General features: G+C 66.7%; 18 protein-coding genes. 6 read left to right on the forward strand and 12 right to left on the reverse strand.

The genetic code is table 11. The features are described 5' to 3' along the window. Window positions 1-63: 63 nt before the first annotated feature. From HUA76_RS41630 to HUA76_RS41645, 4 genes are all read right to left on the reverse strand, one after another. Window positions 64-909, reverse strand: coding sequence for a helix-turn-helix transcriptional regulator (locus HUA76_RS41630; RefSeq protein ID WP_174464054.1), 846 nt, complete (start codon window positions 907-909; stop codon window positions 64-66). 171 nt (window positions 910-1,080) lie between these two features. Continuing rightward, window positions 1,081-1,518 (reverse strand): DUF1801 domain-containing protein, encoded by a 438-nt coding sequence (locus tag HUA76_RS41635; protein WP_174464055.1) that lies wholly within the window; start codon window positions 1,516-1,518, stop codon window positions 1,081-1,083. Between the two features lie 324 nt (window positions 1,519-1,842). Continuing rightward, window positions 1,843-2,391 (reverse strand): hypothetical protein, encoded by a 549-nt coding sequence (locus HUA76_RS41640; RefSeq protein WP_174464056.1) that lies wholly within the window; start codon window positions 2,389-2,391, stop codon window positions 1,843-1,845. A gap of 175 nt (window positions 2,392-2,566) precedes the next feature. Further along, window positions 2,567-3,184: a cadherin-like domain-containing protein gene (locus HUA76_RS41645; protein ID WP_174464057.1), complete on the reverse strand. Its 618-nt coding sequence runs from the start codon at window positions 3,182-3,184 to the stop codon at window positions 2,567-2,569. An 806-nt stretch (window positions 3,185-3,990) separates the two neighbouring features. Here HUA76_RS41645 and HUA76_RS41650 point away from each other — a divergent pair. From HUA76_RS41650 to HUA76_RS41660, 3 genes are all read left to right on the forward strand, one after another. Beyond that, window positions 3,991-5,460, forward strand: a complete 1,470-nt coding sequence (locus HUA76_RS41650; RefSeq protein WP_174464058.1) for a hypothetical protein — start codon at window positions 3,991-3,993, stop codon at window positions 5,458-5,460. Window positions 5,461-5,922: 462 nt separating this feature from the next. Further along, entirely contained in the window at window positions 5,923-7,509 is a 1,587-nt protein-coding gene (locus tag HUA76_RS41655) for a hypothetical protein (protein WP_371823600.1), read from the forward strand. A 109-nt stretch (window positions 7,510-7,618) separates the two neighbouring features. Further along, window positions 7,619-7,816 carry a hypothetical protein gene (locus HUA76_RS41660; protein ID WP_174464044.1) on the forward strand — a complete coding sequence of 66 codons (198 nt, stop codon included), beginning with the start codon at window positions 7,619-7,621 and terminating at the stop codon, window positions 7,814-7,816. Between the two features lie 206 nt (window positions 7,817-8,022). Here HUA76_RS41660 and HUA76_RS41665 read toward each other — a convergent pair whose 3' ends face one another. From HUA76_RS41665 to HUA76_RS41690, 6 genes are all read right to left on the reverse strand, one after another. Further along, window positions 8,023-9,558 carry a hypothetical protein gene (locus tag HUA76_RS41665; RefSeq protein WP_174464059.1) on the reverse strand — a complete coding sequence of 512 codons (1,536 nt, stop codon included), beginning with the start codon at window positions 9,556-9,558 and terminating at the stop codon, window positions 8,023-8,025. A gap of 14 nt (window positions 9,559-9,572) precedes the next feature. Then, complete coding sequence (locus HUA76_RS41670; protein WP_174464060.1) at window positions 9,573-10,964, reverse strand: hypothetical protein; 1,392 nt, start codon at window positions 10,962-10,964, stop codon at window positions 9,573-9,575. A gap of 371 nt (window positions 10,965-11,335) precedes the next feature. Continuing rightward, window positions 11,336-11,896 (reverse strand): DUF1993 family protein, encoded by a 561-nt coding sequence (locus tag HUA76_RS41675; protein WP_174464061.1) that lies wholly within the window; start codon window positions 11,894-11,896, stop codon window positions 11,336-11,338. Window positions 11,897-12,127: 231 nt separating this feature from the next. Next, window positions 12,128-13,309, reverse strand: a complete 1,182-nt coding sequence (locus tag HUA76_RS45920) for a carboxymuconolactone decarboxylase family protein (RefSeq protein WP_174464062.1) — start codon at window positions 13,307-13,309, stop codon at window positions 12,128-12,130. A gap of 53 nt (window positions 13,310-13,362) precedes the next feature. Beyond that, on the reverse strand, window positions 13,363-14,646 hold the full coding sequence (locus HUA76_RS41685; protein WP_371823601.1) for an alpha/beta fold hydrolase: 1,284 nt from the start codon (window positions 14,644-14,646) through the stop codon (window positions 13,363-13,365). A gap of 1,395 nt (window positions 14,647-16,041) precedes the next feature. After that, complete coding sequence (locus HUA76_RS41690) at window positions 16,042-16,830, reverse strand: helix-turn-helix domain-containing protein (RefSeq protein WP_371823606.1); 789 nt, start codon at window positions 16,828-16,830, stop codon at window positions 16,042-16,044. Window positions 16,831-16,925: 95 nt separating this feature from the next. Between HUA76_RS41690 and HUA76_RS41695 the strand changes: the two genes are divergently transcribed. Continuing rightward, on the forward strand, window positions 16,926-17,906 hold the full coding sequence (locus HUA76_RS41695; protein WP_174464064.1) for an alpha/beta fold hydrolase: 981 nt from the start codon (window positions 16,926-16,928) through the stop codon (window positions 17,904-17,906). A gap of 191 nt (window positions 17,907-18,097) precedes the next feature. Here the strand turns inward: HUA76_RS41695 and HUA76_RS41700 are convergent, their stop codons facing one another. Beyond that, window positions 18,098-19,366, reverse strand: coding sequence for a hypothetical protein (locus HUA76_RS41700; protein ID WP_371817408.1), 1,269 nt, complete (start codon window positions 19,364-19,366; stop codon window positions 18,098-18,100). A 364-nt stretch (window positions 19,367-19,730) separates the two neighbouring features. Between HUA76_RS41700 and HUA76_RS41705 the strand changes: the two genes are divergently transcribed. After that, a complete protein-coding gene (locus HUA76_RS41705) occupies window positions 19,731-20,717 on the forward strand; it encodes an RNA ligase family protein (protein ID WP_174459421.1) in 987 nt (328 codons plus the stop codon). Between the two features lie 155 nt (window positions 20,718-20,872). Here HUA76_RS41705 and HUA76_RS41710 read toward each other — a convergent pair whose 3' ends face one another. After that, window positions 20,873-21,439 carry a hypothetical protein gene (locus tag HUA76_RS41710; RefSeq protein WP_174459422.1) on the reverse strand — a complete coding sequence of 189 codons (567 nt, stop codon included), beginning with the start codon at window positions 21,437-21,439 and terminating at the stop codon, window positions 20,873-20,875. 445 nt (window positions 21,440-21,884) lie between these two features. On the opposite strand from HUA76_RS41710, the gene HUA76_RS41715 reads away from it, so the two are divergent. After that, entirely contained in the window at window positions 21,885-23,363 is a 1,479-nt protein-coding gene (locus HUA76_RS41715) for an FAD-dependent monooxygenase (protein ID WP_174459423.1), read from the forward strand. Window positions 23,364-23,934: the final 571 nt, after the last annotated feature.

The raw sequence follows: 23,934 nt of genomic DNA on the forward strand, positions 1-23,934 counted from the left end.
AGCGGGTCCGGAGTCATGGCGCTGAAGCTGACCCCGCCCGCACGAGGATGTCTTGGACGGAACTCATCCCGTTGGACGAAACGAACGGCCCGCGAGCAGGCGCCGGTACTCGGCCGGTGCCAGGTGGAGTCGGCGGCTGAATTCGCGCGTCATGTGACTCTGGTCGCAGTAGCCCGCCTCCAGCGCGATGTCGCTGATGGGGTGTGCCGTCTCTCGCAGTGCCCGGCTGGCGCGCTCCAGTCGGGAGCGGCGCAGGTAGTCAACGGGAGTGCACTGGAAGAACTGGCGGAAGCTGCGGCCCAGTTGCGTGGGGCTCACCCCCGCCTCGCGAGCCAGTTGCGCGAGCGTGGGAGGCGGACCCCGGACCGCATCAAGCAACTCCCGCACCCGTGCGAGCCACGCGGGAGGAGCCGATGCCTTCGGGGGCGTCGTGGCGCGCACGGCCTCAGCCAGCAGCTCCAACGCCAGCCCTTCGATGGCCAGCGCCGTCATGTCGTCCCCGTGGCGGAACTCCTGATAGAGGCGCGCGGTCAGCGTGGACAGTCGCGCCGACGCAAGCTCCATCCGGCTGTCGAGCCGGGAGACGAGGGGGTAGCGCGACCGCCAGACCGCCTCGGAGAAGTCGACGTTGAAGGTGCGGGTGAGCCGACCGGCGATGCGCTGCTCGTGGGCGACCTCGGGTGCCTGGAAGGCCACCGACCTGGGAGGACATTGCCGCGAGCGTCCTTCCAACACGTCGGTGAAGCCGCCTTCCAGCGTGAGCCGGAAGCCCGCGTGCCGGTGCCGGTGAAGAGGGAGGACGACGTCGGGAGGATAGGTGCTCTCCGTCAAGACGAGCCCCGCCACCTCCAGGCGCTGGAGCGGGGTGCCGAGATAGCGACCAAATCCAAGGACGGGTGTGGAGGACACGAAGCCCCTATGTACGGCCCGTGAATCGATTGCAATCTCCAGGCTCCATCCAGGAGCCCAGGTCAAGCGCGCCGCACCCATGGCGAAGGGAAGCCCACTCCGGCCGTGCAGGAGCTGAAGCGCATCGGCTGACCCCTCTCACGCGACAAAGTGTGCCGGGCTCCCCTTTTCCTACCCGTACTTCTCGCTCATGTGCGCCCACGAACGCGTGGCCAGTTCGCGCAGCACCTGCTGATCCACGTCGGCGAGTTTGTTGATGTAGAGGCAGCTCTTTCCGTTCTTGTACTTCCCCAGCTTTTTCATCAGCGGTTCGGACGCGAGAAAGCCTGGCACGATGTAGAGCACGGTCGCGCCCTTGCGTGGGCTGAAGCCGATCTTCGGCCAATCCGCCTCGCCCATCGTGTTCGTGTATTTGTATGAGCCATAGCCGATGATCGACGGCCCCCACATGGCGGGCTTTTCGCCGGTGACCTCGCGCAGCATCTTGTCAATCGCCTTGGCGTCCGCGCGCCGGGCGTCGTCATCGACCGCGGCGATGAATTCGGCGACGGAGGCCTTGTTCTTCTGCGTTTTGACTGGCGCCTTCTTGGCTGCGACTTTCTTGGCCATGAGCGTTCCTCGCGACTCGGGGGCCTCACGCTACGCAATCACGCGCGGCAGCGGAAGCATCAGACGCGCGGCGCACAGGTCCTGTGCCTCCCCAAATCCGGTCGCCCATGCCCGCGCCGAGCCGACCTCAGGCGCACCGCCTGAGGTCATGTGGGAACCACGGTCGTTGGTTCAGGGTGCTCGGCGCCCGGCGGCACTGGACTTCGTCAAGCAACTCTCCGTGGCCCAGTCTGCTGCGGGAGTGCCGCGCGCCGCGGTTCCGGACGCTCGTGGCCATTCAACGCCCCGACGTCCCCCGACCAGCGCGAGAGGTCATCAGGTACGTTATTGAAGATTGAACCAGCCGCCCTTGCTGTCGTACCCAACGCCGTTGTGCTCGCTGAACTCGATGATGATCGTCCAGTGACCGTGGCCCCAGTTGTAGAAATAAATCTTGAGCATGGCCTCCTGGCCCGTCGGGCCCCACGGGCCCGTGAGCGTGCCAGCCAGCACCGACACCTGCACATCGCCGTTTGGTAGCTCGTAGGTTGGCAGTTCGCTGACGATGACGTCGGAGAGCGAACTCGTCGCGAGTACCAACGCCTCGACCGCGAGCGCGCCTTCTTCGTCACTCACGACGTGGGGGGCGAGATTCGGGGCTCGCCCCTCGGCCAGCGCCTGGCGGACTTCCGACGCGCTGGCACTGCCCACTGTGTCGAGCAGCACCTCGCCACCCGCCACCGGAATCGACCACACACAACTCGGGAAGCCGGACGGCGGCAAGCCCTGCTCCGCACACACAGCCCCCGCGGCAGAGGTGGCGGCGACGCTCGTGCCCGAAGACATCGCCATGACAACCAGTGTGACAACCAGCGGGTTTACTCTCGTATTCATGAGTCCTCGTGTATCGGGCGGCCGCACCAGCGACGCCCGTGATGGGTCCCTGCAATCGAGGCAGGCCGTCGACTGACCGCGTGTCCTGTTACGTCAGATGGATGCGCAAGCAGTCTCGAGCCGACCTCAGGGAACAACATAGTCCAGAATGCCTATCAAGTGAAACTGAATTGCATCAGCATTTCAACAACGAAAATACAGACACATGAACTCCTCGTCCGTGAAGCGTTGGTTCATCGTGGCCACGAGGTCTCTCTTCGAGCGCGGACGACATCGACGCCCCAGGCAGCTCCACGCCCCTGCGCCAGAAGCCCTGAGTCATTGCACTGGAAGGGGTCCATGCAGCCACGTCGTCGGTACACGGCCGCAGCGTCGAAGGCCGTCTGGTTATTGTTCGTGTTGATGGGAATCTCGAGTTGTCAGGACGGGACATCGTCGGGACTTGAGGCGATGGGGACAGCACGGAATCCTCGGGGGTGGCCAGGGTATCGGCGACCGCTGCGGGTGCGTCGTGCACGGGGTTGACCTGGACGCTCACCATCCCGGTGTCAGTCAGGCGTCCATCCCACACTGAGTACTCGAACGTCGCGGTTCCGGAGAAGTCCGCCTCCGGAATGAAGGTGGCGGTGCCGCCGACCCACGTCACGCTGCCATGGGTCGCCGTGCCAACGGAGGTGAGCGTGAGCGAATCGCCGTCCGCGTCGAAATCGTTGGAGACGAGCGACGCGCCTGGAATCACCAGGACGGTGTCCTCGTAGAGCGTCGCCAGGTCCTCGCGTGCGGACGGGGCCACGTTGGACGGAGGGGGCTTCTCCCCTCCTCCACAGGCGGCGAGGGCCACGGAGACAAAAAGGACGGAGCCCCGGATGCCGGGGAAGAATCCTGGGGTGCAGGCGAATTGCCGCGGCCACCGTACGGAAGTGAGGCTCAGGTACAAACGAACGAGTTGATACGCCACCATGCCCCTCAGAGAAAGAAGCCCCCCTTCCCGAGAAACCCAGAGGGGTGCTGCCCCCATAACGGGGCCCGGAGGCGCAAGTCGCAGAGGAAACCAATTCACTCGACCTGACGCCGGCAGCCCGCGGGTCGCCAGACCACGGAGAGCCGAGGAACAGCACTTGAGGCTCGTCCGGACTTCAGCCCCTGTGCCTCCCTGATAACCTCGATCATTGAGAAGACGCGCATGCCCGGGCGACCCGCGCCGCTTGACGCCTGGCCAGCTCTGCGCCCCTCGGCCTTGAACTTTCCGAAAACTCTCGGCGAGGTCCGCGGGGCTTGTTCAGCTTCTCTTCGTTCGCGGACCGCCCGTGCTCCTTCCATCACATCTCGGGTGTCCACGGAACTGGGCGACTCCCAGTACGGCCAACGGTGGCTGCGAGGACATCCGCAGCGGCCTCGTCTTCGCCGTCATCCCAAGCGAGCTGAACTGGAACGACGCCATCTGGGACTCGGCGCTCGCGGGCAGTTCCCCCTCCCGGCGTCAGCGACTCCGGCCGGCCCTGGGAATGTCTGCCTTCGCGCGGCGACATGCGCTCCAAGGCAGTTGCTGCGCATCCTGGTGGCTCCCACCGTTGTCCTCCTGGCCCTGGAGGGAGCGGCATGCACTCGAAGTATGGCTTTGCCCTGGTGTGTCTGGTGTTGATGGGGTGCGCGGAACCAGACTCAGCGCCGGATACCGTCAAGGCCCAGGCCTGCGCGCCGGGCGTGGCCCAGCGGGTGAAGGTCGTCATGCCTCCGGGCGACGACCCGCCCTGGGACGAGCCCGCACCCGTGAATCTGGTGGACGCCCAGGGGACCCTCTACTTCGCCGTGAACTTCCGCGATGGCCGCAGCGCGCTGTGGCGCAGCGACGGCTCGGATGCGGGCACCTTCCCGGTGAAGTCCTTCCCGGCGGTGACACCCCGGCGGAACAGGGGCCTCGGCGGACTGGTCCCTGTGGGCAGCCAGGTCTTCTTCCAGGTGTGGAACCCCGACACCGGCAAGGAGCTCTGGGTGAGCGACGGCACGGAGGCCGGCACGCACCTGGTGGCGGACCTGATGCCGGGGACGGCGGACTCCTCCCTGCGCCTTCCCACCGCGCTGGACGGCGCGCTGTCGTTCTTCCGGCTCACCCCGGTGGCGGCGGGGACACAGGTGGAGTTGTGGCGCTCGGATGGGACGGACTCGGGCACGGTGCAGGTCGTGAACTTCGGGGTGCTCGCCGCGCTCCAGGGGCAGAGCCTGAGGGGGGGCGACGCCCTGCTCTTCTTCCTCGTCGGGCCCGGCAGCGGCACCGCGCTGTGGCGGACCGATGGCACGGCCTCCGGGACATCCTTCGTCAAGCGGCTGGACGCCGACGTGGTGCCCCTGGGTGACGTGCGGAGCCCCGACAGCGGAGCCCCGGGATTGTTCACGCTGCTCGACGGCCCCAACACGGAGGTGTGGAAGACGGATGGCAGCCCGACCGGCACGGTGCGCCTGGACACGTTCGGCCGGAGTATGCGGTTGCTCGGAGCGCTGGGTTCGTCGGTGTATCTGACGTCGGCGGATACAACCACGCGGCGCATGGGACTGTATCGCCTGTCCCTCGCTGGCGGAGGCAAGAGCACCGTCAAGGTGCTGCCCAATCCCTACGCGGACATGGAAGGGACGACGCCCTACCTGCAGAACACGGCCAGCTCCGGCGGGCGGCTCTACTTGTCCGTGGCCATCGGCAGCCCCTTCCCCGGCCCCGCCGCGCTGCGCGTGGGCCTCTGGGTGACGGATGGCACCGCCGAGGGGACCGTGCAGCTCCCCGTGGAGCTGAGCATCTCGGAGTACTACTGGTCCCCTCTCTACGCCACGGGCATGGGCGCGGTGCTCTTCGGCGGGGACACGTCGCCCCTCTCCTACAACGAGCCCTGGGTGACGCGGGGCACGGCCATGTCCACGGGACAGGCCGCGGACATCGGAGGGGGAGGCGCGTCTCCCCAGGGCTTCGCCCGCGTCGGGGAGCGGGTCTACTTCAGCGCGAAGGACGACACGTTCGAGCCCCAGTTGTGGTCCCTGCCCGCCGACCTCGCGTGTCCTCCGGGCCCCGCTCCGGAGTAGGCGCTCGCCCCGCGCGTCAGTGGCGCGGGAGTTCCAGGGGCGCTCATCAGACGGGAGCCAGGTGGCTGGGAGATGACCTTGGCTTCGCGAAGAAGGGGGAGCGCTCGGTGGGAGTGTCCCGGCGGTGTTCGCGGAGCTCGAGAGCGGCGGATGGCCGCGGGGGGCCCGCGCGAAGTAAGGTGGCTGGTACACCTCTTTCCTTGCCCGCCGCTTCACGTCCATTTGGGAATCCTCAGATTCGCAGGATTGCTTCTCGTCATGGCGGCCTGTGCGCCCCGTCCCGTGCCTGTCATTCCCGCCCCTTTCTTGAGTCCCGTCGTGGTGACGGTTCCCAGGCCGCTGCTCACGGTGTTCCGCCATGAACCGGATGGGACAAGCGCTGAGTTCGGGCGGTTACCACCAGGGCCCGAAGGCTTCACCCCACCTGACACAGGCACCTGGTACGCAGAACCCTTGCTCCCCGTGCGTACCGACGCGGACGCTCGCGAAATCGCCGCCGTGTTGCGTGAGTACCGAGTGCCCGAATTGGGCTTTGGCTCGGTCGGCGTTCCAGCCCCCGGGCTGCTCGCGGCCCTTCTCCAAGGGTCCGGCGTCGTCGCGCTTCAGTTGTCTGGCACGGACTTCGGCAATGCGCACCTCGCCTCGTTGGAAAGCGAGACTCGACTCGAGGCCCTGCACCTCAATGCCACCCAGGTCACCAACACGGGGCTGGCTCCTCTCAAACGAATGCGACAACTGGCGGTGCTGCGGCTGGACGAAACGTCCGTCTCGGACACAGGCCTTGCGTCGCTCTGGGAGCACACCACCCTGCGTCGAGTCTCCCTCGCCGGAACGGCCGTAACCTCCCAAGGACTTGGATTCCTCGCGAGGCAACCGGGGCTGGAGGAACTCGACCTGTCTGATACCGCAGTGGACGACGCCGTCCTCGCATTGTTGCCGGGCGCTTCGTTGCATACGCTCAACCTCAGCGGCACGAAAGTCTCGGATGCCGGTCTCCGCTGCATTGACGCCATGCCCTCCCTCAGGCGGCTGGGCCTCGCGCGTACTGCTGCCTCGAACGCCAGCCTCGTGCATGTCGGGGGACGACGTGAACTGGAAGCCCTCCACCTGGGCAGCACGCGGGTGACGGACGCTGGGTTGCTCCACCTCGCGAAGCTGCCCGCGCTTCGTGCGCTGGTCCTCAGCAAGGCGCGAATCCGAGGCCCAGGCCTTCGCCACCTCGCGGGCAGCTCTCGACTGGAAGCGCTTCACCTCGACGACACTCTCGTGGACGATTCAGCGCTGCGCCATCTTCGGGGACTCAATGAGTTGAGAGAGGTTGACCTCTCGCACACGCTCGTGACGGGCACGGGACTTCAAGAGTTGAGTGCCTTGGTGACGCTCGAATCCCTCGGGCTCTCTGGACTCGCGCTGACTGACGGGTCCCTCACGGCACTCGCGCCCCTCAGCCAACTGACGCGGCTCGCGCTCAGCCACACGCCGATTGGATTGGAAGCGCTGAACAACCTGGGGGCCCGCCCACGCCTGAGACACCTGGACTTGAGCAAGACCCGGTTCACTGACGAATGGGTGCCCGCCATACGCCAGGCCTTTCCCGGCCTCCATTCACTGAAAGCCGAACGCACCCTCCTGACGGACGTAGGGCTGGGCCAGTTCGCTCACTTGACAGAGCTGGAGGCAATCCATGTCGCGGGGACGCTCATCCGGGGTACCGGCCTCGCGAGCCTGCACACCCTTGCGCGACTCACGACGCTCGACCTCGGCGCGACCAGGCTGGACGCAGAGGGCCAGAAAGCGCTTCAGGAATTCACAAAACTCGTCTGGCTGAGCCTCGCCGGCGGCCAAACCGGGGACGAGATACTCGGCCACCTTCCCAGTTCGCTCCGAACCCTCTATCTGACGCGCACGAAAGTCACTGACGCGGGCCTCCCGGCGCTGCTCAGACTGTCACGCCTGAGGGAACTCGACCTGCGCGGGACCGCGGTTTCCGCAGAGGCCCAGAGCGCCCTGATACGGGAACGCGGCATCCACCTCATCACCGGGCCGTGAGCCGATCGTGGGCCGCCTCCACCCTGTATCAGGGACGAAGTCTCCTCGGACGAGCCTTCCTGGGTTCTTTGTACTCAGCGTACGGATTTCGCTGGCGCGCGGGCCCCCCGTGGCTAATCTCCTCCACGGCCAGCACCGGGTTCGTACGACTGCGCCACAGCGACGAGTCGCGAGCGACGGCGGGTTCTGCCGGCTCTACGACGACGTGGGCTTCTCGGGGACCTACAAGGGCGGAGGGCCCTATGCCCCGCTCTCCTACTCCTCGGGCATCGAAGATGAGTTCAAGGTGACGGTCTGCTCGAAGTAGCGAGCACACCGACGACACCCGGCGATGCGGTCCGGCGCCTCGAACCGGACCGCCATTGCCCGGGTGCTTCGACGACGACAACCCCGTGCATCCTCACACGAGGCTGCAGTTGCGTTCCCCCATCGAGCCCCGGCGCGCGGTATCACCCCACTGAGCGTGTCCGTTTTGACAGGGGCAACTCCATCCCCACCCCCGCGACCCGAGGCTCACGGGTAGGTCTGCTTCAGGTAGATGGCGTCCTCCATCGAGGGCGGCAATTCCTTCCAGAGCCACAGGTCGACCCGCGTCCCCACCAGGGACTTCTGGCGCGGCTCGCCGTCCCCATCCGAGAACACCAGCAGGAGGTCCTGGCGCGACGGAGGCACGGCAAGGGCACCGACCGCGCCGAAGGGAAGCCGGCACTCGATGTCCTGGCCACCCTGCCGCGCCCGCCATCGGCACCGTGCGCCGCGTACGGGCCAGTCCACACGGGTCCCCCGGAAGTCCCTCCACTGGCGCAGGGACGCGTGGCCCTCCGGCTCCAGGACGACCGCGTAGTACGGACGGAGCTCCAGGTGGTCCGCGAAGACGGGACTCAAGCCAGGCCGAGCCGGCGTCACCCGGTCGTCGCCCACCTGCGCGGCCAGGTACAGCGCGTCGGCCCCCTGTGCCAGCCGCCACGTGACGGACGCATCCAAAGGGCCCTCCCACGCACCCAGGCCATGGATGACATTCGAGTCGGTGAGCGCCGGGAGCGGCTGGACCGGCCCCCACGCCGCGTCGCCCGCGATGTCCCCATCCACCGTGGGCTCGGCCTTCATGGGGACGGTGTGGTAGCCCTCCTCGTCCAGGAAGGCGACCCGCGACGGCGGAGCCGGCAGCACAAGGCGGTCCGGCGAGCCGATGAGGACACAGGCGCTCGAGACGATGTCGCCACCGCTCCCGCCGCCCTGGACGAAGGTCGCGCACACCTTCGTGCCCGTCAGCGCGACTCCGGTCAGGCCAGAGGACCCCAACACCTCGGCGAACTTGAGGACATGCGGAGCGCCTCCATCCGACTGCCCCACCACGCACTCCCACACCCCCTCATCGGCCCCGAGCGCGATGCACGCCGACGCCGAGCAGGCGCCCACCGCGGACACCGGCTGCTCGCCCGCGCCCGCCGACGTGGCACAGAGCTTCGCCGCCTCCTGGAGGAAGCTCGCCGCCGGCTTTCGCCCCGTGCAGGTGGGAGGCGCCAGCGTGGGCTCGCTATTGGACGGCTCGATGGAGCAGAAGGCCTCCTGCGGCTTCGACTTCGGCTGCGGTCTCGGCTCGGGTAGGGGCGTGAGAGCCGTCGTGGGCCCGCGCTCGGTCGTCCGAGCCAGCTCCACGAGCGAGCCGTCCTTCCGGCGCTTCGAGCGCAGCACGAACGTGCGACGCGCTTCGTCCCGTCCCCGCACGTCGATGCCCCCCGCCTCGCTCGCCCGGGTGACCTTCGCGTCCTCGGTCCCGGTGAGCGCCAGGCTCCCTGTCACCGTGCCCTTCCGGTCTGTCACCACCAGGCACCAGTCCGCGGGCATGCCGGGCAGCGGGGAGTCATTGCGCAGGGCGACGCAGTAGTCCTTCTTGCAGCGCGTGTCACATGAGAGGTGTTCCCAGTCCTCGGGGTCCGTCATGCACGACACCACGTCGGACACCTCTCCCACGTCGCGGCAGGCCTCGCCCGCGGAGGCGCGCGAAGCCAGGACAACGAACCCCATCAGCGCGAAGTGCAACGCCATTCTTCGCTGTCCACTCATGGAAGCCTCGCCCGCTTCTGCTGCTCGATGGAGCGCGCCTCCTGAAGGGTCGGTGGCACCTCGCTCACGAAGTTTTCAGTCAGCAGCGGTCCCATCAGCGTCTCCTGCGTCCCGGGCTGGTCAGCGTCCGAGACCCAGACGGAGAACCACGACGGACCGGGCACCGCGGGGATGAAGAAGATGACGCCATTCGGGATGCGGCACTCGACCGCATAGCCCCCGTCCTCGGAGGCCCAGACGCACTGAGACTCGAGGGGCCAGTCGACCTCACGTCCCCTCCGGTCCCGCCACTGCCGCAGGGACACCTTCCGGTCCGCGCCCAGCAACAGCGCGTACCGAGGGGCCTCGATTCCATTGCGGCCGAAGTCGAGCTCCAGGTGGTCCGTCCCGACGGCTGGGACGCCCCGCGCCAGCGGAACCACCCGGTCGTCCCGGACACGGGCGGCGAGGAGCATGCCGTCCGCGTCATGCAGCAGCTTGAGCCGGACGGAAGAGTCCTCGGGACCGCGCCACGCGCGCGGACCGTACAGGAGGTGGGCCCGCGTCTCGGCCACCACCTCGCGAGCCTGGGCCCACGCGGGGTCATCGAGCGTCCCATCCACCCGTACCGGAGACACCGCGGGGCCCACGAAGTACACCCCGTCCGACTCCAGCGGCGAGCCCTGGTTCGGCAGCAGCAGTCGGTGAGGCGGGGCCGCCGCGTAGCAGAGCTCCCGCAGGCAGGCCGCCCGGTTCGTGCAGCCCCCGTCCACGTGCGCGCAGAGCGTCTCTCCCCGCACGTCCCATTGGAAGGCGTTCCCATACACGCGAGGCTGCGGGAGCCCATGGACGGCCCCCTTCACATCCACCCAGACCAGGCACGACCAGCCCGCATCCAACGCGCCGTTCTTCACGGGCACGACCGTCAGACACCCCTGTGCGGAGCACGCGCCTTGTGGCGGCTTCAGCATCGATGCGGGGTGCCCGGTACTCGTGCAGGTGGCGCGGGCCTTGTCGACGACTTCGGGGGACGGCGCCCTGCCCGTGCAGGCAAAGACCTCCTGCCGGCGACCCGGAACGGTGCAATGGCCCTCGGGCGGTGGACGCGGCGGGCCCTCGAGCGGCGGACGGAACGTGAGGGACTCCGAGGCTTCGAGCTTCCCCTCCTGGGTGCGGATGAGCCGGACATGGCCGACAGCACCACCGACGAGCACGGTCAGGTCCACCATGCCCGACGCCGACACGTCCAGGCCCGGGCGACCGAAGCTTCCGGGGCCCAGCGACCAGGAGCCGGTCACCGCTCGCGTCCGGGCATCGAGCGCGAGCACACACAGCCCGCGCTTCCCGGCCTGGAACTGCTGCTCATCCGTGCGGATGCAGAACCCCTGCGTACAGACCTCCTGGCACACGGAGCGGGGGTACGAGGGATTCGACTGACAGACCAACGTCGAGGGATTGCCGGGCACTGCGCACGGCGTCTCAGCCGCTGCGCGAGCGCCAGCAACAAGGGTGATGACCAGGGCGAGACACGCTCCTCGCCACCCTGTCTTTGGAATGCCCATGAACTGATACCCTTGCGATGTATGTGCCACGCCGAAGTGGGCACATCATGCACGAGAAGCGTGGCCCTACAACCACAGCGCCGTGGTCCCGAGGCCGCAAGGCGCCCGCGGAACCTGTCGTGGACCCTGGCCTGAATGTCGAAGCGGGTTGAGAAGCAGGAGCGGATCGAGGGCGCCGAGGAGTTCGAGGGCAGCGGGCCGCGAGGGCGGAGTTCAACTCAACTCGCCCCCCAGTTGCCCAAGAAGTCGCCCATGGTGAGTCGCACGCCTTGGTTGCGCAAGATGCCGTAGGCGGTGGTCACGTGATAGAAAAAGTGAGGGATCGCGAATGCGATCAGAAACTGGTGGCCACTGGAGCGCATCGAGCCACGGCGGTGCTCAATCACGACCTCTCGACCGAGGCCGGCTTCGAGGTCGCCTGGCGCGAGCTCTCGCAGATACGCAATCGTCGCATCGAGTCGCTGGTGCAGCTCCGCGAAGCTCTTTGCATCGTTCGCGGTCGGCACCCGGGGCGCACCCAGCAACTGCGCGATCGCCAACCTGGCCCCCTCCGCGGCCCAATGGACTTGAGCGGCGAGCGTGTACATGTGCAGGTCCGCTGGCGAGTCACTCGCAACGCCGCGCATGCGCCCTTCCGCGGAGATCCGCGCGTCCAGCAACACCGCTTCTCCGCTTCCACTGGCAGCGGCATGTTCTTCGGCCTTCGCCAACTGCGCTTTCAAGTTGGTCAGTCCTCGGACAAACAGGCCAGCAGAGAGTTCGTAGGCATTCAAAGACATGGTCCATCCTTAACCGAGTCATGCGCCGGTGCCAACCGGTCCCAACCGGCGCGTATTGGGGGCTGCCTCACGCGCCCGTCAAAGCCGGGGCGGCTCCACGATGGCAGGCTTGCGCGCGGGCAACAATCCTGACGCGGAGGCCCCTGACTCTACATCACCGGAACGAGCTTCGTCGTTGGTGCGGCATTTCCTGTCGACGGCGAATCCACCGCACGCCGAGCAGGACAGCGCTTACTCCTTTCCTTTCGTCGCGGAAAGCACTTGCGTCAGCGCCTCGGTCGCGCGATTGGCGGCATCCGCGTCACCACGCGCAGCCAGCAGCTCGGTCAATTGGCGCAATTGTCCGGCCGTCAGGCCCACCCGTATGCTCGCTGCCATGTGCGAGCGCAACTGAGGCTCCACGCCCGGCGTGGCCGCCAACGCGCCGACCGTAGCCAGCTCGCGGCTTTGCCAGTCGAGATTGTCACGCTCGAAGATGTCCCCGAACAGATGCGCCTGCAAATACCGATTGATGACCGGCGCAAAGTCGAAGAGGGGCCCCTGGACCGGCGCGCCAGAAATCCTGGTCTGGTTGGCGGTTCCAATGGCGACAAGCTCATCCCCAGTGGGAATGGCTCGGCTGGGCTCACGCCCCGGTGCATCTTGGATTCCGCGCTGCTTGCGCGCCTCCACCACTTTCAGCAACTCACCCAGCGCGTTGAGGCTGCGCGGAAAGCCGACGTAGGCGTAGAGCTGCACCAGAATCTCCTTGGCCTCGCTGATGGCCAGTCCCGCGTCCAGCCCTTGGTTCAAGGCGGCGTTGAGCTTGGGCATGTCGCTCGCGGCCATGAAGGATGCAATCAGTGGAATGGCCTGCTGTTTGGCGGAAAGGGCTTGTTCGGCTGTCATTGCCTTGGACTCCTGTGGGGCGGCAGCGCCGGCTGCGCCATATTGTTCATCGGTCACCTTCTCCATCCAAATCACACTCTTGCCCTCCGCGGAGCCGGTCACCGCCAGATGGGTCATCGCGCTCGTCGGCGTGGCACCATGCCAATGCTTGACGTTGGGTGGGCACCGCACCACGTCACCGGGGCGGATTTCCTGCACCGGCTTGCCCCATTCCTGCGTCAAGCCCACACCCGCCGTCACGATGAGGAATTGCCCTCTGGGATGGGTGTGCCATGCCGAGTGGGCGCCAGGCTCGAAGGTCACGTAGGCGGTCGAGGCATTGCTGTCATCGCTGGCGGACGACAAGCGCTCGACGCGTACCTGCCCGGTGAAGGAGTCCACCGACCCGGCCGTGGAAGCCTGGGTGCCTGCGCGAATGATCTGCTGGGCGTCCGCGGGAGAGTTCGCAGCGCCATGCTGAGCGGCTGCGCAGCCCATGAAGAGGCCTGCCGCGCAAACCGCGACTCCGAAGAGAGGCTTTTTCATGAGGCGGGTCCTATCTCGCCGAGTGTGCTCGAAATAGCGATAGCACCCTTCCGTCATGGGCGTCCGCCTCCATCGAGGTGCTTCTCCTCAAGGAACTTCGACAGCAGATTCGCGATCTCGACGTTGTTCGTATCGGAGAACGGGAAGTGGGTGTTGCCCCGGATCCCCAGTTCCGGCAGGTGGACCACCGTGGCGTCACCCCCGTGACGATTGACTGCGTCGCGCCAGAGCCGTGCCATCGCGAGCCGGACGCGCCAATTGTCCTGCCCGGGGTTCGACGACGGCGCGTCGGGGATGTTGTCCCCGTAGTAGATCATGATGGGAATCTTCGTCAGCGCCTTGAACTGCTCGAGAGGAATGCCCACGGCCTCAAGCGGCCCCGCGGAACTGGACATCGGGGCAGGCACCTCTCCCACCGGGAAGACGAAGCCGCTGCCGGGTTCGTACGACACGACCGCCCGCACGTTCACGCTCTTCATCGCCGTGAGCCAACCGGGGCCGCCACCTTGCGAGTGGGTGACGAGGACGCCGGGCCCCATCTTGTCGAACAGCGAGGCGACCGCGCGCGCGCTCACTTCGGCGTCGAAAGGGCCCGTGTTTGGAGTCATCGCGCGGAAGAACTGGTTGAGCGCCTCGGGTTCTTGCGAGAACCGCACGCCCGGGAAGTAGTCAGGCCAGACGCCGATACGGAAGGTGCCGAACCACAACTGGTCGTCGGTCGTGGCGGGAATGGCCGAGGCCACGGTACTGCGTCCAGCGTCACCACGACGTGGCTGGTCGAGCAGGTAGACGGAGAAACGACGACGCAAGAAGAGGTTCTGAAATCCCTCGCGCCCGTCCGACGTCGTCTCCCACGTCTTCGAGGATTGCCCGGCGCCATGCCAGAAGACGAGGGGCAGCGGGCGCGCGTCGACCGGGACCTGGTAGAAGACGTAGGCATGATCGCCGTGGAGGGTTCCACCCTCCGATGACGGATGGAGTGGGTCGAAGGTGCCGGGACTGGTCACGACGGTGCCCCCCACGGCGAAGCTCCCCTGCTCCTTGAGTACGAGGGCGGTCGACGCCGACGTCGGGACATCGCTTCGGGCGGCCCTCACGCAGGCGCTCGACCCGAGGAGCGACGCGACGAGCCACAGTCGGCTCCACCCTGAAGAAGATAGCGTCCGCATTGGCATCACCTTCCGAGCGACCGGCCGTAGAACTCCGTCAGCTTGTTCATGGCGGCGTCCACATACTTGGGGACCCAGTAGGTCTCGATATGCGTGGCGCCGTCGACTTGTACGTGACGGTCCGCATGTTGACCTTGCCGGGCTCATTCTTCGCAATCGCCCCTCCATAGACCAGGGTGAAGGGATTGTTCGCGTTGCCCGGCGCCAAGGGGCCCGGTGACTCGCGACTGTCAGCGCGGACCGTGGAGGACTTCGCGCACGACGTCGTCATCGCGCTCGCGAAGAGAAACAGGTGGACCCATGCGCTTCGGTTCATGGCTTTGCGTTTCCCTGAGTTGCCTTCGTTGATTACAGGTCGCAGTCGGTGAGCCGAAGGCGGCTCTCGGGCAGCCCGGCCCCTACACCGAGCTCTTCGACGTGGCCTCGTCGATCTCGCAGGTCCTCCGAGGTGAATTCCACGTCGGCGGAGCCCCTGTTCTCCTACGGGCAAATTCCCTGACCGACGACAGGAGAAGTATCCGCCCCGTCCCTATCGGACAAGATGGCGGGGGAGTGAAGGGCTTTGAAGCTGCGCTTGAAGATGGGCCGTTGCCAGGCGGGTAGCCCAAAAGTTCCGAGACGACTTTGGGCTGGTACGCCAACCTGCTCTTCGCCGTCACGGTTTTCCTGATGCTCGTCGGTCTCGACCATGAGGCGGTATTGCTGGGCGCAGCGCGCCAATCTCCTGAGACTGTCTTCACCCACTCCACATGGTTCGGGGCCTGACCCGGCGTCGCTACAGGGCAGTGAAGAGATACGTCGACGGCCCGCTCGCGGAGGTGAGCCCCTCCTCCGTGCTACATGCCGCCAGGTCCAGGTTCAGAAAGGTCGCCACCTGCGTCACCTGCGCACCCTGAAACAGCCCAGACGTGATGGGCCCTTTCAGGGTAAGGACGCGTTGGCCACTCACGCTGGTTCCCACAATGGTCGTGAAATGCCAGGTACTGATTGCTCCGTTGTTCCACACAAAGGTCTGGTCACCCTCATCGGTGGCCAATAACGTCACACATGACGCCGTGGTCTCGCCCGTGAAGGTGGTCGTGAAAGAGCTCACGCCCGCGGGCAGCCCCACTCCCGTGCAAACCCCTGACAGCTCACTTCCCATGTATTGGATGAGCTTCGACGTATACGTCAATCCGGGCGAATAGGTCATCTGCGTCGTTCCGGCCGGACAGGTGATGAGCAAGAGCGCGTGCGCGACGGACGGCACCGTCAACAGCCCCAGCACCGTCCCCGCCAGCAGCAAGGAACGAGGCGACGCGGAGGAGAACCGCGTTGGATGAAGCTTCGGACTGGCTTGCATTCAACCCCCCAGGGAAGAAGAGCAGTGCGCTCATTCTCGCAGCAAGGGGCCAGGAAATCCCTGCCTGCGTATCGGCCTGTCTGCTTCTCGACGGAGGCTCTCCAGGGAGTCCTTGCTCACTCCTGACGCTCCTCCACCATCACCCGGAGAGCAGCCGCGCCATTCCTTGCGGGGTGGCTACCTCCGGAAGCGCTGGCTCTTTCGCTCGTTCTCCCGCGACCTCACTGTGACGCCCGGGCGATTTCCGTCGGACTCATGCCCAGGAAGCGGCGCAGGCAGCGAGCCATGTGGCTTGGGTGTGAGAAGCCCGCCTCCATCGCGATCTCCGTCAGGCTCTTGCGCCCTTCCATCAAGCGCAGCCGTGCGCGCTCCACGCGACGCTCCAGCACGAACCGATGAACCGGCAGTCCCGTGGCCTGTTTGAACAGCGGCTTGAAGTGAGACAGGCTGAACCCCGCCACCCCCGCCAGTTCCGCCAGCGTCAGCTCCTCGTCCAGGTGCGCCTCGATGTATTCGACCACCTGCCGCAGCCGCCACGCCGGCAATGCATGGCGACGCCTGGGCGCCGAGTCCTCCGTGGGAGACTGCAACGCGAACAGCCGTGCGGCGAGCGCCGTCGCCAGGCTGTCCACGAAGAGCCTCCCCCCCGGATATCCATCGTGGTCCTCGGCCTGCATCATCCAGCCGATGCGCTCGACCTGCGCGTCCCGGATGTGGATGGCCGGATCCAGTTCCATCCCTTGCGCCCCCAACCCCCTGGCCTCCGCGGCCTCCCTCATCAGCGCGGGCGTCAGCCGCAGGAGCAACGACCGGGCCGGGCCCGACAACGTCCACCGGGTGCTCGACCCCGCCGGAACCACGCAGAACTGACCGTGGATGCGTGCCGCCTGACGCTCGGCCTTCCCCACGCGATACGTCACCGGCACCGGCTCCCCCACATGCAGACAGAGGACATGGCGGTCATCCACCGGCGAGTCGAACCGACCCGACGGAACCGGAGACGTGAGCACGTCGAGCAACGGCGTGCGCCCCGGGCCGTGGCTCTTCAGCAGCGCGGCCGGAAGGCTTGGGTAGCACGAGGGTCGATCAGACTGGAGTTCTCCCCATGAGACGTCGGTTCTTCCTCAAGTTCGCGGCCATGACCCTCGCGGCCAGCACGCTCGGCGCTTGTGCATCCCACCCGGAGTCCCACTCCACCACGGCTGGCGTCACGGCGGTCCCAGTGACGGACGCGGCGACCTGGCGCGCGGCGCGACGCTTCGCCCCGCTCTCGTTCGGAAAGATTGCCTACGTGGAGCGCGGCTCGGGTGATGTCGCCCTGTTCCTCCACGGCGCCCCCCTCAATGGCTTCCAGTGGCGCGGCGCGTTCGACCGGCTGTGCGACCTCCGGCGCTGCATCGCTCCTGACTTCATGGGCCTGGGCTACTCGGAGGTCCCCGAGCACCAGTCACTGGCCGCCGCGGCCCAGGTGGACATGCTCGCGGCCCTGCTCGACTCGCTTGGCGCCTCTCAGGTCGACATCGTCGCCAGTGACAGCGGAGGCGCGGTCGCCCAGCTCTTCCTGGTCAAGTTCCCAGCGCGGGTCCGGACACTCCTCCTGACGAACTGCGACACCGAGCCGAACAGCCCTCCACCCAAGGTCATGCCGGCCATCGAGCTGGCTCGCGCTGGGACGCTCGCGGCCGACACCGCCGCGTGGCTCACCGACCCCGCCATGGCTCGCTCGACATTCGGCGCGGCTGTCTTCCAGAACCCCAACACCCTCACCAACGAGGTCATCGAAACCTACGCCTCGCCCGTCGTGAGCTCGCCGAAGCGGCAGGCCCAGTACCACGCCTTCCACCAGGCGTTTCTCCCCAACCCGCTGGCGGGAATCGAGGCGAAGCTCCATGGCGCCCACATCCCGGTCCGCATCGTCTGGGGCGCAAGCGACGACATCTTCTCGAACGAGGACGCGCACTACCTCGACCGCACGTTCCCCGGCTCCCAGGGGATTCGCTTCGTGCCGGGCGGGAAGCTGTTCTTCCAGGAGGAGAACCCCGACATCATCGCGGAGGAAGCCCTCCGTCTGTGGAAGGTCGACTGACTGCCTCCGTGGGGACGGGAGACGGCATCCTCGCGAGCTTCAGAGGGTCCGAAAACCGCGGGGCAGGTCATCCACCTCCGCGGCGGGCCAGTTGCGTCCGCTCCTCGATGCTCCCAGGCAGACACACCCGCCGGGGCCCGTGCAGGCGGCCCCGGCGGTGGGATTCGACTCTTCCGCGACGGGAGGCGGACTTACGGAGCGCGCGCCAGGTCCACGGTGAGGCAGGGCTCCATCTTCTCGGGGGTCACGAGGAAAGGCGCCTCGCGGTCCAGGTGCCGGGAGATGCCCGGCGTGGCGAAGCCAATCTGGCCGCCGCCGTCGTAGATCAGGGCCAACCAGTCATTCTGCGCCGCGGGGAATACATCCCCAGCGAAGCCGTTGCGGTTGAAATCCAACGAATAGGCGCCGTTGTCGACTTGGACATTGTTGTTGAAGTCGAGGAAGTTGCCTGCATGGCCAAAAATGTTGACGCCGTTGACGCGCACTCCGCCGATGCGGTCAAGGTCCGCTTCCGTGGTAGGCGCAATGGGCGCGAACGCAGAAGTCTCAAGGATATTCTGCTCACTGAAGGCAGCAACCCGCACACGCGAGTAGTCGAGCACGCCGCCAATGTTGTCAATGACGAACCCATGAAACTGGTATTCGTAGTTCATGATGCTCAGGTAGTTGGGCTTGTAGTTGGCACCGTCATTGCCACCGTGGTCCAGGCCGATGTTGTGTCCCAACTCGTGCATCAGGGTGCCAGCCACCGCCACGTTCGGTACGCCGCCCCAAAAGCCCAGTGACACCACGAAGTCCTGGGCAGGCAGCCCGCGCGAGATGCCGCTGGAGTTGCCCCCGTTGTATCTGTGCGCGAACAGCATGTAATGGAAGTACGGCGCGCGGCTCGCGGCGAAGTACTTGGCCTTGATCGTGTCGAAGTCGGTCCAGACAGGACTCAAGTCCAGGTCCACGTCCGCGGCGGCGATCTCCTGACTCACCACCAGGTGCAGCGTGATGCCCGTGGACCCATTCGGGTTGCTCACCGGCGCTTTGGCGAAAGCCGTGATGACGCTGTTCAGCGTGTCCTGGGTCGGCAGGAGGCCGGGAAGGTAGTCCACTTCCACGAAGATATCCTTCTTGCGCGGGTTGGCGCCGAGGGCACTCAAATCCACGCCGCCGAAGCCGAACAACTCCACGTAGTCGCTGAGGCGGTCCCCGTCCGTGTCAGCGTTGTTCGGATTGGTGCCAAACACTACCTCCACGATGTCGCAGACGCCATCCTGGTCTGTATCCAGTGAGGTCAGGAGACAGCCGAGAGGGAGCGGGAGTGGCACAGCCTCTGCGACCACCTCATCCTGGCGAGTACTGCTCTGTACCTCGTCCGGTGGAGCCACGTTGCCGCAGGCGGTCAAACCCAGGACGGACAGGGATGTTGTCAGCAAATACCTGCAAAGCCGCGTCATATTTCTCCCCCACATTGAAGATTAGCATTGCGCCAATCGTCGACATCATCGTCGGATGCGTCTTGAATTGAAAGAGGGATGGGGTCGATTTCGGTGGTCGCACCCCTTGGAGTTCCCACCATTTCAGCAAGCAGCTCCAAGCAAGAAAGAGATGAATTCCTTGATGAAACCAGGCCGGGATGGTTGTGTCTGGCCAAAGTTCGGCTGCCGCATCAGGAGCGCGTCAAGGCCCCATACGGCGGTGCGTCAATCCCAGTGAGCGAGGCGCGCGGAGACCGGCGCGTTCCTGTGTCGGCGACGCGGATTTGGAAACAACTCCCCTGCCGCGTCCGAATGACCGGGGCAGCGCGGCGCGGCCACTTCGGGCATTCTGCCGGGCATGGTGCCGCCTCCTTCATTTCGGACCTACGCGAAGATGCCCGCAGCGGGTCAACCGAAGTCAGCGCCCAGCCCGGGTGGCCCGTGGATCGCCCTGGAGAAGATTCATGGCGCGCAGCTCGTCATCGCCGTGCGGGCTGGACAGGTCTGGTTCGGCAAGCGCAAGGCCTGGCTGACCGAGGATGAGTCCTTCTTCGGCTGGCAGCTCATGCGGGCGCAACTGGGCTCCGCGGCCGAGCAGATGGCACAGTCGCTGGGGGCCACGACCGGCACCGTGTATTTCTACGGAGAGCTCTTCGGCGGGCACTATCCGCATCCGGAGGTGCCACCCGTGCCGGGGCTGTCCGCCGTGCAGACCGGCATCTGGTATGCGCCGGAGCTGCGCTGGTCGCCGTTCGACGTCCTGCTCGTGCGGGATGACGAAGACGAGGGCACCTTGCTGGCCCATCCGGAGCTGGAGGCCGCGGCCAAGGCAGCGGGACTCATGACGCCTCCCGTGCTTCGACGAGGGACTCGCGGCGACATGGACAGCGTCCCCACGCGGTATCCGACGCGGGTTCCCGGCGTGTTGGGGCTGCCACCCATCCCCGACAACGTGGCGGAGGGGCTGGTCATCAAGAGCGAGCTGCGCGCCTCCCCCAGCACCCGTGCCTCCGTCAAACGGAAGATCGACGAGTTCAGTGAGGGCCGCTTCGACGAGAGCGAGGCGTGGAGTCCCCACCAGTCCCTCTCGATGGAGACGCTCGAGGAGTGGGCCGCGCGACTGGTCAACCCCGCGAGGATCGCCAGCGCCCTCTCCAAGTGCGGACGCGACCAGGTCGATACGCTGCTCGACGAAGTGGTCCTCGACGTGCGGGTGGACCTGGAGCTGGCGTTTCCTCTCGCCTATCGCTCGCTCGATGCGAAGGCGGAGGACGTCCTGTCGGCCCGGATTCGCGAGCGGGCCCTGGTGCTCATCCGGGCCGCGCTCACGCCTCACGGCAATTGAGAACGGATGGCCCCGAGGACAGGGGCCACGAGCGCGGAGTTGCCCCTGTCGAAGCGGACACGGTCAGCGGGTTGAATTCGAGCGTCGGAACTCGCGCTGGGCGCACAGCTCCGTGCGCCAATGCGAGCGAGGCGCGCACGAGCGGCCCGGCATCGCTACAGGGCCGAGAAGAGATACGTCGACGTCCCACTCGCGGAGGTGAGCCCCTCCTCCGTGCTACATGCCGCCAGGTCCAGGTTCAGCAAGGTCACCACCTGCGTCACCTGCGCACCCTGGAACAGTCCAGACGTGATGGGCCCTTGCAGGGTGGTGACGCGTTGGCCGCCCACGCTGGTTCCCACCGTGGCCGTGAAATGCCAGGTACTGGTTGCCCCGTTGCTCCACACAAACGTCTGGTCACCCTCGCTGGCGGTGAACAACGCTGTACATGACACCATATCCTCGCCCACGAAGCTGGTCGTGAACGAACTCACCCCCATGGGCAGCCCCAGTCCAGTGCAAATCCCTGACAGCTCATGCCCCACGCCTTGGATGAGCCGCGGCGTATTCGTCATTCCGGGCGAATAGGCCACCTGCGTCGTTCCGGCCGGACAGGTGATGAGCAGGAGTGCGTGCGCGACAGACGGCACCGTCAACAGCCCCAGCACCGTCACCGCCAGCAGCAAGGCACGAGGCGACGCGGTGGAGAACCGTGTTGGGTGAAGTTTCAGACTGGCTTGCATTGAGCCCCCCAGGGCAGAAGAGCAGCGCGCCCATGCTCGCAGCAACGGGCCAGCAAATCCCCGCCTGCGTGGCGGCCTGTCTGCTTCTCGACGGGGCCCTCCAGGTAGACCTCGCTCCGACTGACGCCCATCCACCATCACCCGGATAGCAGCCGCGCCATCCCTGGCGAGGAGGCTACCGACGCGGCGCATACCGCATCGCCACCGAGCCAGACAACCCGGTCCCGTGTGGGGCACCAAGGCCACTTCATGCAGTGCGTCAGTGCCATGAGTGAAGGCCACGCGTGCGCGCTTTTGGGGGTCCGCGACGGGCCGCTGGAGGAGCCATGGCAGCCCTCGCCGCTCTCTCCACTGCCATCAAATGCCAGACCCCGGCGATTGCCGCAAGCCCCCCCGGTCATGCTCCACCATCACCCGTTTCACTCCCGAAGCAGGAGGCCAGGGGATGCACACGAACGTGGTGACACAACACGAGGTGGTGATTGCTGGAGGGGGCCCGACCGGGCTGATGCTGGCGGCGGAGCTGGCATTGGCGCGGGTGGACGTGGCCATCGTCGAGCGGCGCGCCAATCAGGAGGTCACCGGCTCGCGCTCGCGCGGACTGCACGCGCGCAGCCTGGAGGTGCTGGATCAGCGCGGGGTCGTCGAGCGCTTCGTCTCGCAAGGGCAAGCAGTCCAGAACGTCGCGTTCGGGCAGACGCTTCTGGACCTCAGCGACTTCCCGACACGTCACAACCATGGACTCGCGCTCTTGCAGGAGCGCTTCGAGCACATCCTGGCGGAGTGGGTGGGCGAGCTGGCGGTGCCCATCTACCGTGGGTGCGAGGTGACGGGCTTCGCGCAGGACGACACCGGCGTCGACGTCGAGCTGTCCGACGGCCGTGCGTTGCGGGCGAAGTACCTCGTCGGGTGCGACGGGGGTCGCAGCCTCGTTCGCAAGGCTGCGGGCATCGAGTTCCCGGGGTGGGATGCGTCGATCAGCTACCTCATCGCCGAGGTCGAGATGACCGGAGCGCCGGCGTTCGGCATCCGCCGGGATGAGAAGGGCACCTACGCCATGGGCAAGCTGGAGGACGGCCGCGTGGGCGTCGTGCTGAGAGAGGAGCAGGTCGGCACGGGCGACGCGCCGACCCTCGAGGGGCTGCGCGAGGGGCTCGTCGCGCTCTACGGGACGGACTACGGCCTGCGCCGCGCCACGTCCCTCTCGAGGTTCACCGACATGACGCGGCAGGCGGCGTCCTACCGGGACCGACGGGTGCTCCTGGCCGGCGACGCGGCCCACGTGCACTCGCCCATGGGCGGACAGGGACTCAACCTGGGCGTGCAGGATGCCGTGAACCTGGGGTGGAAGCTGGCCCAGGTCGTGCGCGGCGTCTCGCCTGAGAACCTGCTCGACACGTACCAGGCCGAGCGGCACCCCGTCGCGGCCCGTGCGCTGCGGAAGACCATGGCGCAGACCGCGCTGAGCCGAGGTGACGCGCGAATGGACGCCGTGCGCGAGACGTTGGCTGAGTTGCTGCAGATGGACGGGCCTCGCAAGCAGTACGCGGCGATGATGTCGGGGCTGGACGTCCACTACGAGCTGGGCAGCGGACACCCGCTGGTCGGGCGCCGCATGCCGGACCTTGACCTGGCCACCCCCGACGGCCCCCGGCGCGTGTTCCACCTGTTGCACGACGCGCGGCCGGTGCTGCTCGACCTGGGCGAGTCCGGCACTCTCGACGTCACGCCCTGGGCGGACCGCGTTCGGAGGGTCGCTGCTCGCTACACGGGGGAGTGGGAACTCCCGGCGCTCGGCGCGGTCACTGCACCCGTTGCGGTGCTGATTCGACCGGACGGTCACGTCGCGTGGGTCGGTGAGGGCACGAACCAGGGCCTGCGTGAGGCCTTGACCCGATGGTTCGGGCCGCCGCGTACGCCGTAACGCGTTTCGCTTGCCTTAGCGGACCATGCCCGGCGGTCTGACGGCCGCTGCGGCATGGGTGCGTCAAGGCGAGTGAGCGAGGCGCGCGAGCGGAGCATCTCCCCCCTGGGGACATACGGGGTGTATTCGGGCGGGCACCGGAACGTCGGTGGATTCAACGGGTCGTAGCAACGCTCGAATCCGAGGAGTTGCGATGGGAGCAAACAAGCGTCGCCGGGCTGCTCGTGCTGGGCGTCCTCCCATGCCGTCGCCCGGGCGCTCCGCGCTCGACTGCGAGTCACCCACTGGTTACGAGAAGAAGCACCGCGCTGCCGCTTGATGACGAAAGCGCGGAACCGGGGCAACTTCAACCCACGGCCTTCGGAAGCGCCCACTTTCCGATTACATTGCCAGCTTGGTCGAAAATCATGACTAACACCCACCACATCTGGCCCATAATTGCCGCAATCTTCATATCCGGCTGCACAGCCCAGACAACCAGGGCCGCATCTGACAATCGTGCCTCAGACAGGGCGGACAGCAACGAATGCAGCAGAGCACGTGCAACCCTTGAGCTGGAGGCCAGAAGCCA

Source organism: Myxococcus sp. CA056 (assembly GCF_013336715.1).
Taxonomy (GTDB): domain Bacteria; phylum Myxococcota; class Myxococcia; order Myxococcales; family Myxococcaceae; genus Myxococcus; species Myxococcus llanfairpwllgwyngyllgogerychwyrndrobwllllantysiliogogogochensis.